Source organism: Aquimarina sp. AD1, assembly GCF_003443695.1.
In the GTDB taxonomy this organism is placed as follows: domain Bacteria; phylum Bacteroidota; class Bacteroidia; order Flavobacteriales; family Flavobacteriaceae; genus Aquimarina; species Aquimarina latercula.
Window position 1 is genome coordinate 1,712,538 of record NZ_CP031966.1, and the last position, 12,917, is coordinate 1,725,454.

Here is a 12,917-nt window from a genome sequence, read left to right on the forward strand (position 1 = left end):
ATTCTCGAATATATTATTTTAGAGCAATAATTCAAGCTTACTAAACAGACATGAACTCAAAAAACAAAGGTTTTAATACCATCTGCACTCACGTTGGAGAAATTGAAGATAAACAATTTAAGGGCGCAATATCTCCTATTTATTTATCCACTTCCTATGCTTTTGAAGACGTTGATATCAAAAGATATCCTCGTTACTTTAATACTCCTAATCAGGAAGCATTATGTAAAAAAATAGCACAGCTAGAAAAAGGAGAAGCATCTTTAATTTTTGGGAGTGGTATGGCTGCAATTAGCACTACTTTATTTGCATTTTTACAAAAAGGAGATCATATTGTATTACAAAGAACACTATATGGAGGAACTGTTAATTTAGTAAATGAGGAATTCAGTAAGTATGGAATAGAATATTCTTTTGTCGATTCTCAAGATGCGAATGGGTTTGAAGAAAAAATAAAGGAAAACACTAAAGTTATCTATATTGAAACTCCTTCTAACCCTCTTTTAACTATAACAGATATCAGAGCAATATCCGAATTAGCAAAAGAAAAAGGAATAACAACTATGATAGACAATACTTTTGCTTCTCCTGTAAATCAAAACCCCATAGAACTAGGAATCGATATTGTAATACATTCCGCTACAAAATATTTAGGCGGTCATAGTGATATTTTAGCTGGCGCAGTTGTTTCCTCTGAAAAAAATATGGAGCAAATTTTTCATCTGGCTAAAAATTTTGGAGGTAGCTTAAGTGACTTTACAGTTTGGATGTTAGAGCGAAGTATTAAAACACTAGGTTTACGAGTAAAACAACAAAATAAGAATGCCAAAAAGATGGCAAAATGGCTAGAAAAGCATGATGATATACAAGCTGTCTATTATCCTGGTTTAAAATCTCATCCAGACTATAAATTAGCCAAAAGTCAAATGAAAGGATTTGGAGGAATGTTATCTTTTGAATTAAATCAAGGACTTGACGCGAGTAAATTCCAAAAAGAATTAAAACTAATTAAAAGTTCAATGAGTCTTGCCGGAGTAGAAAGTACAATCCTATCTCCTACCCTAACATCCCACGCATTATTAACGGAAGAAGAAAGAAAACACCAGGGAATCAATGACGGTTTACTTCGATTTAGTGTAGGTATTGAAGAAACAGAAGACCTCATTGCAGATATCGAACAAGCATTACAAAAAATAAAGATCTTAGAATTTGAACACTAAAATGAAATTAGACATTCTAGCTATTGGAGCTCATCCCGATGATGTGGAATTAAGTTGCTCTGGAACAGTTGCAAAAGAAGTAGACAATGGAAAAAAAGTTGGAATACTTGACCTTACAAGAGGTGAACTTGGTACCCGAGGTACTGCAGAAACAAGAGATCAAGAAGCAAAAGATGCTGCTACTATTTTAGGCGTATCAGTTCGAGAGAATTTAGGTTTTAGAGATGGTTTTTTTAGGAATGACGAAGCTCATCAGCTAGCAATTATTGAAATATTAAGAAAATATCGTCCCGAAATAGTTCTTTGCAATGCTATTAAGGATCGACATATTGATCATGAAAAAGGAAGTCAACTAGTTAGCGATGCCTGTTTCTTATCAGGTTTGCGAAAAATAGAAACTTCTATTGATGGTAAGAAACAAGAAGCCTGGAGACCAAAAAAAGTATATCACTATATTCAATGGGAAATTCTAGAACCAGATTTTGTTGTAGATATTAGTGGATATATGGATAAAAAAATGGATAGTGTACTAGCATATAAGACACAGTTTTATGATGCTACAAGTGATGCTCCATCCACTCCAATCTCTAGTAAGAATTTTAAAGAAAGTGTTCGCTATCGTGCGGCAGATTTAGGAAGAATAATAGGAGTTGAATATGCTGAAGGGTATACCGTAGAACGCTATCCTGCAGTGAATTCCATTTTTGATTTAATATAATTTCATTTTTTCTTTTGCAGAAAGCAAGAAATACCTTATTTTTGCAGCCGAAATTAAATGGTGGTTGTAGCTCAGCTGGTTAGAGCGCCTGATTGTGGTTCAGGAGGTCGTCGGTTCGAAACCGATCTTCCACCCTTTTAAAAAAAAGACTCTGTATTTATATACAGAGTCTTTTGTTTTCAGACAGTTTCATTTAGAAATAAATCATTCTTTTCCTATACCATCGACTATAAGTCTTTTTTCTCTATTTGCTACTTCCCAAGCTGTATAAAAAACTAATTGTGCTCTTTTGGTCATAAGTTCATATTCAATTTTATCTGGTGTATCTGTAGGCTTATGATAATCCTCGTGAACCCCATTAAAGTAAAATATTATAGGAATATTGTTTTTTGCAAAATTATAGTGATCACTCCTATAATAGAATCTATTAGGATCATCTTTTGCATTATACGTATAATCCAAATTCAACTTAGTATATTTTTGGTTTACTTCTTCACTTACATTGTGCAATTCAGTACTTAACCTATCACTTCCGATTAAATAGATATAATCATTCTTATCCTTCTCATCATGATCTTTATCAATCCTTCCTATCATATCGATATTGAGGTTTGTAACCGTATTTTCTAAAGGAAAAATTGGATTTTCTGTATAAAACTTTGACCCATATAAACCTTTCTCTTCTCCCGTTACATGTAAAAACAATATAGATCTTTTAGGTCCTTGTCCGTTTTTAGCAGCTTTAGCAAATGCCTCAGCAATCTCTAATATACTTACAGTTCCCGAGCCATCATCATCCGCTCCATTATATACATTCCCATCACTATCAACACCAACGTGATCATAATGAGCAGATATTACCACTATTTCATTCGGCTTCTCTTCTCCTTTTATATATGCTAATACATTTTCTGAGGATTTGATACCTCCTCTAAAATAACTTTCAGGTATCTCCTGATAATAATCATCGTCACCTAATGGAGAAGCAATACCCATACGTTTATACTGTTCTTTTAAGAATTCCGCAGCTTTTTTTTGTCCTGGCTCGCCAGTATCCCTTCCTTCAAATTTATCGTCGGCAAACGTAAATAAATAATCTTTAAGTTCCCCTGAAGTAATAGTCTCTGCATATGATGTTACATCCAACTTAGCATCTTTAGAATTGGAGCTATCTGTATTTGATGATTTTTGTGAACTGCCACACGAATATAGCAGTAGTAGCACACCAAATACAACTGTAATATTTTTCATTTAATTCCTTTTTATAACTCCATGCAATATACAGATTTAGAGAGAGATCGAATAGCGAATATTTTCTTAAAAGAAATATCCTGAAATTATTTTACATTTTTTTTTTAGAATTGAAAAAAGGTACTATATTTGCACCCGCATTCAGGGAATACCTGATGAGACTAAACACTGGAGAAATGGCAGAGTGGTCGAATGCGGCAGTCTTGAAAACTGTTGAGGGTCACACCTCCGGGGGTTCGAATCCCTCTTTCTCCGCAAAAAGCCTTGTAATCTTTTGATTCACAAGGCTTTTATTTTTTAGTTGACAAGATCGTTGACAGAAAGATGTTTTTTATTGGTAGGTATTCATAAAAAACTATGAAATTCTTTCTTTAAATAACCTTGACCTGACAATTACTACAACTGTTCCCACATTTTATCAGCGTTTAGCCTAAATGTTCCTAAGTGATCAAAACTACATTCTGATGGCGCTATTATTGATAAAAACGATTCTTCTTTTATATTTCTATATAAATGATAAACCTCTCCAACTATCGGCTCAAAAGTAAACTTAGCATTATAAATTAAATTATTGTATTCGAATTGCTCCATCAAAACATCATACTGCGCCTTTAATTCATCATATTTTGCTTTCACTTGCTTATTTACCTTATGAACATTTGTGTTTTTCCAAGCTACAGTATCCGGAATTGTAATAACAGGAGCGCCTACACCTGTTGCATAAGGTTTTAATGCCGCATCATACCTTTTCTCTTCTTCATTATAAACTACCTGATCTGGTTTTTTATCGCTCATTAGTATCGTTTTGAAATTTTATTATGTGTAATCTGTTTTTGTCTTGAACATTTAAATCTTCCATCTTCAAAAGTACGTTTTTTAAGATGCTTTGTTTTTCTCCCTTGCACTCTTTTACGCCACATCCTAAAACTAGATGGTTTCATTTCATTTCGCATTAAAGTAATGACTTCTTGCTCGTTTAACCCAAATTGAATAAGAATTGCATCAAAAGGAGTTCTATCCTCCCAAGCCATCTCTATAATTCTATCGACATCACGTATTGTTAAATCTTTTTGCATTTTTTTAAATTTTTCTATTTGGTAATGTATGTTTCTTTAAAATTCTATACCCTTCTTTTTTCACTAAAGCATCATCCTTCATATTCCATAAAGTATCACTTGCTCTTTTTCTAGTGGTATCTATATCAACTATTGGAAAAGGATAATCTTCTCCTAATACAAAATTGTTAAACTGTTGTTCCATAGGTGGCATTTTATACGGTTCATGAATATAAGCTATGGGAACATTCTTTAATTCTGGAACCCATTTTTTTATAAAAACCCCATCCGGGTCATGCTCTACACTATTTTTGACTGGATTATATATTCTAAGTGTATTAATTCCTGTTTCACCAGCTTGCATCTGCAATTGAGGAAAATGAATACCAGGTTCAAAATCCAAGAACATACTCGATAAATGTGCACTTGCATTTTGCCATGGTTGCCAAAGATTATGTGTAAAAAAAGAAACTACCAATGCACGCATTCTAAAATTAATGTATCCAGTTTCCTTCAAGCAGCGCATACAAGCATCAACCAAGGGATATCCAGTTTTTCCCTCCTTCCAAGCTAATTGATATGCATCAGAAATTTGTTTCTTTAATTTTCGATATCCTTTGTTAATACTCTCAAACTCCATAATATCCTCCATTTCAAATTTTTGAACAAAATGTACTTGCCATTGTAACCTAGATGTAAAAGCATCAATTTGCTTTTTATCTCCTAATAATTCTCTTTGATGAACAGCATATTGCCAAATCTGCCGAATAGAAAGATTCCCCCAAGCTATATAAGGAGACAATCTACTACAACCTCTGCGTGCTAATTCTGGTTTTGAAATATGAAAGCTATAATTTTTGTATCTACCTTTAAAAAAAGAGTTTAGATATTCATACCCTTTTGTGGTTCCACCTTGTTGAAAATTATTAGCTAAGGAAGTATCTAAATTAACCACATTAAAAATCTTCTCAAGCTCTAAAATCTTTTTAATAGGAATAAAACTAGTAGATTTTGGATCAAACTCAAACGGTTGTTGATTCATATAATGTTCACAATCCTCTCTCCAATTCTCTCTGTTTTTTAATCCTCTATGTATGCCATTGTTTGTGTTTTCTTTCCAATCAATTAGGTTGTTTTTACAAAACCTCGAAAATGCCTTATCTCTTTCATAGGTTAATCGGATACCGGTCTCCTGATGCGAAAATACGTGGTCTATTTTCCAGAATTGTTGTAAAGTTCCAATCGCATGAATAACTTCTGAAGATACACATAACACTTTTGTATTATAAACTAACAACTGATTATTCAAATCTTGTAATGATTGCTTTATAAAATTCCAATGTCGTTCACTGTAGTGTTTATCTTCTTTAAGTGAATTTTCAAATACATATAATAATAATGTTGGACAATTGGTATTAATGGCATTATATATCGCCTCATTATCCTGCAATCTCAAATCACGCTTAAACCAAACTATATTGATATGTTCTTTATTAGTACTCATCCGGGTTTTCTATAATATGATTAGCTCTCTCCTTAAGCTTATTTAATTTTTCTCTATCCATTTTATGTAATAAATTAAGCATCATGGACATTCGTTGATTATTTTTAAAATACGCCTGTTTTTCATCTAAAAAATTCCAATAAAGAGAATTAAAAGGACAAGCATCATTTTCATGCTTTTTAGCTACTTTATAATGACAACCTTTACAGTAATTGCTCATTTTATTAATATAACTTCCACTAGAAACATATGGTTTAGTAGCTACCAATCCTCCATCTGCAAACTGACTCATTCCACGAGTATTAGTAATTTCTACCCACTCTATTGCATCAATGTAAACTCCCAAATACCATTGATCAACCTCATCAGGATTCGTCATTGTTAATAAAGCGTAATTACCTGTAATCATTAACCGTTGAATATGGTGTGCATAAGAATCATCGAGGCTTTGTTTAATTGCAGAGCGCATACAATTCATCTTAGTTTCTCCTGTCCAATAAAAAGACGGAAGTCTATTATGGTTATCTAATTTATTTAGATTTTTATAATTTGGCATTTTTGCCCAATACATTCCGCGCATATACTCTCTCCACCCCAGAATCTGACGAACAAACCCTTCTACTTGAGATATATCTATATTATCTTTATTATTCTGCCAATAACCAATTACCGTAGTAATAACTTCCATTGGATGAAGCATCTTGCTATTCATTGCAAAAGAGAGTCTACTATGAAACAAGTACTTTTCTTCTGGATGCATTGCATCCTGATAATCTCCAAAATACATGAGTAGATTGTCACAGAAATACGTTAGAAGAGATAAACAATCTTTTCTTGATGTCGGCCAATTAAACTCTTTGCTATTAATATTACCTATAGTCTTGACATTGGATTTATTAATACCGTCTACGATATCACTGACATCTTTATAAAAATCTTTTTTGCCTGGAATCTCTGGCTTTCCTGTCCACTTTTTCCTATTGCTTTGATCAAAATTCCATTTCCCTCCTTCAGGATCTTTTTTAGTAAGCATTAAAACATCGTACTTCTTTCGCATATTACGATAAAAGTATTCCATCATGTATTGCTTTTTACCTTTAAAAAAGTCTAATAAATCTGTTCTAGAGGTTAAAAAATGTTCTGTGTCAAAAACCTCTGTTTCTATTGATAATTCATTACAAAAATTTTTCAATTGAATATCCAATCTATACTCATCAGGAAGCTGATATTCAAATTTTGTTATATTCTTCTCAGCAATTATTTGTTTTAAATTCTCTACTAGATTTTGTTGATTATCATTATGATTCAACTCGTAATAAACAACATTACGTTTATTACTTTTTAGCCATAATTTAAAGTTTCTCATACTCTGAAAAAAACCAACAACTTTCTGAATATGATGCGTTGTGTAATCTGTTTCCTGTCGCATTTCTGCCATAAAATAGCACACTTCATCTTGTTCATTCTTATACCAAGAGTGATTATAGTTTAATTGATCGCCAAGTAATAAACGTAGTTTCATAGGTTAAAATAAGGTTGGTTGTAACCAAAGATTTTGAAATTTATTTTTGGGATCATACCGCTCTGATTGCAGTTTAATATTAAATTTTCGATCCCTCGGATCATTACCTACTCCAGCAACATATTGCCAATTACCATAATTGCTATGAACATCAAAATCAATCAATAAAGACTCAAAATATGCTGCTCCAATTCTCCAATCCAATCTTAGCTCTTTTGCAAAATAAGATGCCACATTTTGCCTACCCCTATTACTCATCCATCCAGTATGATATAGTTCGATCATATTAGCATTTACAAATGGTTCTTCCGTTTCTCCGTGAATCCACCGATTAACACTTTCTTTATTTTCAGACCAAGAGTACTCTTTATGAAGAATCCCATCTATTTTAAAAAGATCATCTCCGTGCTTCAGCGAAATATATTTAAAAAAATCTCTCCAAATGAGTTCAAAAACAAGCCAATATGTACTCTGATTTTTTTTTACTTGTGCCTCATAATTCATCACTTGATGATAAATAGTACGAGGAGAAATAGATCCATTTGCAAGCCAAGCAGAAAGTTTTGAACTATATTCAGTTCCTACCAAACCGTTCCTTGTTTTTTTATAAAATGATATGTTTTTACTATTCCAGAAATAGTCCTCAATTCTTTGTAAAACTTGATTCTCGCCTCCAAGAAAAGGAAACGCTGTTCTAGAATCGACTTGAAAATCTTCAAAACCTAACATCTTTAACGAAGGAATCTCAGTTGAATCTTCTAATAAATTATCTAGTAATAAAGGTGTAATCGAAACTTCTGGTCTAACCGTAATAAGTTTTTCACATTGCTTTCTAAAAACAGTAAATACTTTTGGTATTTCCAGTATATCAAAAGGAACATCATCTGGATGAAAAAGAAATTGATCATAAGATTCGATCCAATCAACTTTTGATTCATTAAGCTCACTCCTTACCGATTCCGAAACTATCACCTCTTCCCTAGTCCATTCTTTTTGGAGGTACACAGTATCTATAGAATGATCTTTAATTATTTTTGGGATAATTTGTTCTGGACGACTACGATATATAAGCAACGTAATATTAAGTTTCGCTAAATTTTCTTTTAGCTCAATTATACTTTCTAAAAGAAATTTAGTTCGATATACCTCTGTTTTTCTAAAACCATATTGATTTAAATTAAATAGTCTGGGATCAAAACAAAATACAGCTATTACCTTATCATTAGTAGATACTGCTTTGTAAAGAGAAGAATTATCACTAACTCTTAAGTCATTTCTAAACCACACAAGTCCTGTCTTCATCATATCATCTCATTTCTAAGAAAGCGTCTTTAATCGATTCCTATTATTTCTGCATTTTTTACTACAATACTGAACCTCTTCCCATACTTTTTCCCATTTCTTTCTCCAAGTAAAAGGACGTGCACATACTTTACAAACTTTAGTAGGAAGGTCAGGTTTTTTCATAATTCTATTTTGTTTAATAAATTTACAAAAAGTTTAAACAAAATGATCATAACAATTAGATTTTAACAAGATTAAAACATACCGGAAGTATAAAACCAAAAAACTACGGAAGACTAAGAAAATCTAAAAAGAGTGTAGAAAGAAAACATTAATCATTAATAACACTTGATCAGTAAACATACGTAAACAAGCTTAACAAAAAGATCATTAGCCATAAAGTAGTACGCAACCAATTCATAACAATAAGCTTGTTAATAAGCTCGGTATCCACCATATTTCTTGAAATAAGTGAATGCATTGGAACAAATTGGAAAAAAGTAGATACCCATACTCCAATTACCAAAAACAAATAAACAACATTATAAATCGAAGAAGAATTCTGAAAAACCTGAACAATACCTATAACCAATTGTCCAGTCATAAGAGGTATTACTATTCCACCAATACGCTTGGTATAACTAGAATGCCATTTTATTAAATCTTTAGTCTGAAAATACCTAAAACTCGGATAAATTATTAATTGTACTATTAAGATCAACACTAATAATGAAAAATCTAAAACTAAGCGCGCTATTCCAAAATCCATATTATTTAAAATCCGGCATTTCTGAAACTCTAGCATACGGGTACTCCTCTATTTTCTCTAAAGCATAATATGTATTAAGCCCTGATATTCCAACCGTGTTTGTCTGACTCAAATCTATATCTAAATAATCCGTAATAACCGCTTCAGGAATAATTAAATGTTGTATTTCTCCAATCATAAGAATAGTTCCATTAAGAGGGATTTTTATTTCCTCTACAAACTTTAACCCAATTTTAAGTTGACTTTCTTTGACAAAAGGAGCTTTAAAGTCAGAAATAAAATCTTCCGTTAATCCACATTTCACAAACTCCGAATCATTTTTATCCAATTTAGCTGATGTATAATGAGCGTTTCTCACAAATGATTGATGAATATGATTTATTGTATACTGCCTATTCTGTAAAATATTTTCATAGGTGTGTCTAGGCACCTCTCCTATTGGTCTCATAATAAAACCCATCAATGCAGGATCACTCCCTAAATGAATCACGGAACTAAATATTGCTACATTTGTTTTTCCAGAATCATCAATTGTGCCGATTAGATTTGCTGGTTTTATTCCAGAAACTGAGTTAATAATTTTCAAACGCTTCACGCGTTCCATATCTTCAATCTGCTGTTTTGTATAATGCATATGAAACTTAAAATCTTTTAGAAAGACAATTTATATTAAACAACTAGTCGTTAAGATAGTTCTGCAATTCTGCTATTTTATCAGATGCCCTAAAAACACCTCCATAATATGAAGTAACAGTGGCAGAAGTATCGTCTTTAACACCTCTAGAAGACACACAAAGATGCTTTGCATCAATAATTACAGCGACATCCTCTGTTCTTAAAATCTCTTTTAACTCCATAGCAATTTGATTGGTCAATCGTTCTTGCACCTGAGGTCTTTTAGCAAAATATTGAACTATCCTGTTTAGCTTAGACAAACCAATCACTTTACCAGAAGAAATATAAGCAATATGCGCTTTTCCTATTATAGGAACGAAATGGTGCTCACAATTAGAATAAAACGTAATATTTTTTTCCACGAGCATCTGCTCATATTTATATTTATTGTCAAACAATGCCACCTTAGGCTTGTTTCTAGGATCTAACCCTGAAAAAATTTCTTCTATATACATTTTAGCAACACGATCAGGAGTACCTTTTAGAGAATCATCTGTGAGATCGAGCCCCATAACATCCATGATTTCTTTAAATAAATATGCGATCTTTTCCTTTTTTTCTTCATCTGATATATTAAACGCATCTTTTTTCATAGGAGTTTCCATCCCTGTACTTATATGATCATCTCCTATTTCATCAATCGAAAACCCGTTTAAATTATATCCGTTAGACTCAATTAATGTATCTATTCCTACTTTCATCTAGTTTACTATTATATTTTAAAATTTATTAAGGTTTTTAAACCAAGCATCTCACTAGTATTCTTAGTCTAAGTGAAATCTTACAATACCAAAGCTACAAAATTGTTTAACTATTTAAACCATTAGTTAAACAAAAATTAACATATGTTTCAATTTTAGATAAGAATTACAACAATCAACCTACTGTTTTGACATAACATCTAATTTCCTTAGGTAATATTTGTCCAATTAAGAGTTTGTTGTATTTTTGAATTCTGTTTTAATCTAAACCGCGGTTTAAATTTATTTCGGAGCCCCATAAATATTTCGAACTTCCCTAATTGCTGTCGGTAATAAATTATTTTTATTTTTGCCGCTAATAAAAGCACGAATCTTTTAACCAAAAACCTTTTTAATGAAATCTTTTCGATTTTTTCTTTCTATTTTATTTCTATTTGTTATTCAACTAGGATATACTCAAGTACGAAATGAATACCAAATTTCTTTTGAAAATGCTGTGCATCATGAAGCTAAAATCAATGCGGTATTTACCAATTTAGAGAGTGGTACAATTTCTCTTAGAATGAGTAGAACTTCTCCAGGTAGATATGCATTGCACGAATTTGCAAAAAATGTGTATGATGTTAAGATTACAGACAGTAAAGGAAAAGATGTTACAGTAACAAGGCCAAACCCATATCAATGGGATGTTTCTGGTCATGATGGAACCTTAAATGTTTCTTATATTCTATTTGCTGATAGAGGTGATGGCACCTATTCACAAATTGACGAAACTCACGCTCACTTAAATATGCCAGCAACTTTTATGTATGTACCTACTTTAAAAGATCGTCCGGTACAAGTTACATATCAAGTAAGAGAAGATCTTAATTGGAAAGTTGCAACTCAATTGATTCCACTAGGAGGTAATGCTTTTTTAGCACCAAATCTTCAGTATTTCATGGATAGTCCGGCTCAAATCAGTAATCATACGGTAAAAGAATTTAAAGTAGCATCTGGAGGAACGGAATATACTATAAAATTAGCGCTTCTGCATCAAGGAACAGAAGAAGAAGCTGATCAGTATTTCGAACAAATAAAAAAGATTGTAGAGCAAGAAAAAGCAGTTTTTGGAGATTATCCAAATTTCGATTACGGAGAATATACATTCCTAGCTAGCTATATGCCTCAGGTTTCTGGTGACGGAATGGAGCATCGTAATTCTACTGTTCTAACAAGTACACTAAGCTTAGCTGATGGAGGAATGAAAAAAAATATCGGTACAGTTGCTCACGAATTTTTTCATGCTTGGAATGTAGAACGTATACGCCCAATATCCTTAGAACCTTTTGATTTCGAAAATGCAAATATGTCTGGTGAGTTGTGGTTTGCTGAAGGATTTACAAGCTACTATACAAATTTAATTTTATGTAGAGCAGGAATAATTACGCAAGATCAATACATAGCAGGATTAAGTAAAACATACAATTATGTTTGGAACTCTCCTGCCTTACAATATTTCAACCCGATTGAAATGAGCTACCAAGCTCCTTTTGTTGATGCAGCTAGCTCCATAGATCCGACTAATCGAGACAATACATTTATATCTTACTATTCTTATGGAAGTATGCTAGGACTTGCCTTAGATCTATCGTTAAGGGATAAAGACGATCTAAATTTAGATGATTATCTTAAGTTAGTATGGACAAAATATGGGAAAACAGAAATACCTTATACCATAGAAAACTTATTCTTTACCTTAAGAGAATATGCTGGCGAATCTTTTGCGGATGACTTTTTTGAAAAATACATTTTTGATAGTCAAACTCCGGATTTCAAAAAATTACTTGGTTCTGTTGCAATATACCCTAAAACAAACAGTAAAAAGGCATATTTAGGCGCAGATATCACATTTAACGATGATGACAATGCTGTTGTGTCTAAATATGTGAAAAAAGGAACTCCAGCCTATACTATTGGTTTAGCAAAAGGAGATGTAATTGTTGCTATTGATAATAAATCGTTTTCAGATATTGATCAGTTCAATGATGTTATCAGCAAATACAAGCCTGGTAAAAAAGCTACTTTAATATACAGAAGACTTGGAGTTGAGAAAAAAGCTTTAGTAAGGTTTGGTGTAGACCCAACAGTTGTTATCACACAGTTTTCTAAACCGAGTAAAAAAGCCTTACTAAAAAGAGAAAACTGGTTAAAGGCTAAATAATTTGTTTTTGACAAG

The 12,917-nt window shown here is 32.2% G+C and carries 13 protein-coding genes and 2 tRNA genes; 5 read left to right on the forward strand and 10 right to left on the reverse strand.

Going from position 1 to position 12,917, the window contains the following annotated elements:
- Positions 1-50: 50 nt before the first annotated feature.
- The 3 genes from D1815_RS07745 (at position 51) to D1815_RS07755 (ending at position 2,073) form a co-directional block, all read left to right on the forward strand.
- Positions 51-1,220: a PLP-dependent aspartate aminotransferase family protein gene (locus tag D1815_RS07745; RefSeq protein WP_027392866.1), complete on the forward strand. Its 1,170-nt coding sequence runs from the start codon at positions 51-53 to the stop codon at positions 1,218-1,220.
- Position 1,221: 1 nt separating this feature from the next.
- Entirely contained in the window at positions 1,222-1,938 is a 717-nt protein-coding gene (gene bshB1, locus D1815_RS07750) for a bacillithiol biosynthesis deacetylase BshB1 (RefSeq protein ID WP_027392867.1), read from the forward strand.
- Between the two features lie 59 nt (positions 1,939-1,997).
- Positions 1,998-2,073, forward strand: a tRNA-His gene (locus D1815_RS07755).
- 69 nt (positions 2,074-2,142) lie between these two features.
- On the opposite strand, the gene D1815_RS07760 is transcribed toward D1815_RS07755, so the two are convergent.
- Positions 2,143-3,189, reverse strand: a complete 1,047-nt coding sequence (locus D1815_RS07760) for a M28 family metallopeptidase (RefSeq protein ID WP_118386533.1) — start codon at positions 3,187-3,189, stop codon at positions 2,143-2,145.
- A 170-nt stretch (positions 3,190-3,359) separates the two neighbouring features.
- On the opposite strand from D1815_RS07760, the gene D1815_RS07765 reads away from it, so the two are divergent.
- Positions 3,360-3,444 (forward strand) — tRNA-Ser (locus D1815_RS07765).
- 141 nt (positions 3,445-3,585) lie between these two features.
- Here D1815_RS07765 and D1815_RS07770 read toward each other — a convergent pair.
- The 9 genes from D1815_RS07770 to folE all read right to left on the reverse strand — a co-directional run bounded on the left by D1815_RS07770 (position 3,586) and on the right by folE (position 10,699).
- Entirely contained in the window at positions 3,586-3,984 is a 399-nt protein-coding gene (locus D1815_RS07770; protein ID WP_108803073.1) for a DUF2452 domain-containing protein, read from the reverse strand.
- Positions 3,984-4,265 carry a TIGR03643 family protein gene (locus D1815_RS07775; protein ID WP_118386534.1) on the reverse strand — a complete coding sequence of 94 codons (282 nt, stop codon included), beginning with the start codon at positions 4,263-4,265 and terminating at the stop codon, positions 3,984-3,986. The genes D1815_RS07770 and D1815_RS07775 overlap by 1 nt, the downstream gene beginning before the upstream one ends.
- Before the next feature lie 4 nt (positions 4,266-4,269).
- On the reverse strand, positions 4,270-5,748 hold the full coding sequence (locus D1815_RS07780; RefSeq protein ID WP_118386535.1) for a cryptochrome/deoxyribodipyrimidine photo-lyase family protein: 1,479 nt from the start codon (positions 5,746-5,748) through the stop codon (positions 4,270-4,272).
- Complete coding sequence (locus D1815_RS07785; protein WP_118386536.1) at positions 5,738-7,270, reverse strand: cryptochrome/photolyase family protein; 1,533 nt, start codon at positions 7,268-7,270, stop codon at positions 5,738-5,740. The genes D1815_RS07780 and D1815_RS07785 overlap by 11 nt, the downstream gene beginning before the upstream one ends.
- 3 nt (positions 7,271-7,273) lie before the next feature.
- Complete coding sequence (locus tag D1815_RS07790) at positions 7,274-8,572, reverse strand: DASH family cryptochrome (protein ID WP_118389916.1); 1,299 nt, start codon at positions 8,570-8,572, stop codon at positions 7,274-7,276.
- Between the two features lie 15 nt (positions 8,573-8,587).
- Positions 8,588-8,737, reverse strand: a complete 150-nt coding sequence (locus tag D1815_RS07795) for a DUF2256 domain-containing protein (RefSeq protein ID WP_081415588.1) — start codon at positions 8,735-8,737, stop codon at positions 8,588-8,590.
- Between the two features lie 169 nt (positions 8,738-8,906).
- On the reverse strand, positions 8,907-9,323 hold the full coding sequence (locus D1815_RS07800; RefSeq protein WP_118386537.1) for a hypothetical protein: 417 nt from the start codon (positions 9,321-9,323) through the stop codon (positions 8,907-8,909).
- 1 nt (position 9,324) lies between these two features.
- A complete protein-coding gene (locus D1815_RS07805; RefSeq protein WP_118386538.1) occupies positions 9,325-9,957 on the reverse strand; it encodes a flavin reductase family protein in 633 nt (210 codons plus the stop codon).
- A 43-nt stretch (positions 9,958-10,000) separates the two neighbouring features.
- A complete protein-coding gene (gene folE, locus D1815_RS07810) occupies positions 10,001-10,699 on the reverse strand; it encodes a GTP cyclohydrolase I FolE (protein WP_027392876.1) in 699 nt (232 codons plus the stop codon).
- 394 nt (positions 10,700-11,093) lie between these two features.
- Between folE and D1815_RS07815 the strand changes: the two genes are divergently transcribed.
- Complete coding sequence (locus D1815_RS07815; protein ID WP_118386539.1) at positions 11,094-12,902, forward strand: M61 family metallopeptidase; 1,809 nt, start codon at positions 11,094-11,096, stop codon at positions 12,900-12,902.
- Positions 12,903-12,917 lie beyond the last annotated feature (15 nt).

Excerpts from the sequence above, each read along its gene's own strand:
- D1815_RS07770 (WP_108803073.1), bottom strand. The coding sequence starts at position 3,984 with ATGAGCGATAAAAAACCAGATCAGGTAGTTTATAATGAAGAAGAGAAA.
- D1815_RS07760 (WP_118386533.1), bottom strand. The coding sequence starts at position 3,189 with ATGAAAAATATTACAGTTGTATTTGGTGTGCTACTACTGCTATATTCG.
- D1815_RS07780 (WP_118386535.1), bottom strand. The coding sequence starts at position 5,748 with ATGAGTACTAATAAAGAACATATCAATATAGTTTGGTTTAAGCGTGAT.
- D1815_RS07785 (WP_118386536.1), bottom strand. The coding sequence starts at position 7,270 with ATGAAACTACGTTTATTACTTGGCGATCAATTAAACTATAATCACTCT.
- D1815_RS07800 (WP_118386537.1), bottom strand. The coding sequence starts at position 9,323 with ATGGATTTTGGAATAGCGCGCTTAGTTTTAGATTTTTCATTATTAGTG.
- D1815_RS07795 (WP_081415588.1), bottom strand. The coding sequence starts at position 8,737 with ATGAAAAAACCTGACCTTCCTACTAAAGTTTGTAAAGTATGTGCACGT.
- D1815_RS07775 (WP_118386534.1), bottom strand. The coding sequence starts at position 4,265 with ATGCAAAAAGATTTAACAATACGTGATGTCGATAGAATTATAGAGATG.
- folE (WP_027392876.1), bottom strand. The coding sequence starts at position 10,699 with ATGAAAGTAGGAATAGATACATTAATTGAGTCTAACGGATATAATTTA.
- bshB1 (WP_027392867.1), top strand. The coding sequence starts at position 1,222 with ATGAAATTAGACATTCTAGCTATTGGAGCTCATCCCGATGATGTGGAA.
- D1815_RS07815 (WP_118386539.1), top strand. The coding sequence starts at position 11,094 with ATGAAATCTTTTCGATTTTTTCTTTCTATTTTATTTCTATTTGTTATT.
- D1815_RS07745 (WP_027392866.1), top strand. The coding sequence starts at position 51 with ATGAACTCAAAAAACAAAGGTTTTAATACCATCTGCACTCACGTTGGA.
- D1815_RS07805 (WP_118386538.1), bottom strand. The coding sequence starts at position 9,957 with ATGCATTATACAAAACAGCAGATTGAAGATATGGAACGCGTGAAGCGT.
- D1815_RS07790 (WP_118389916.1), bottom strand. The coding sequence starts at position 8,572 with ATGAAGACAGGACTTGTGTGGTTTAGAAATGACTTAAGAGTTAGTGAT.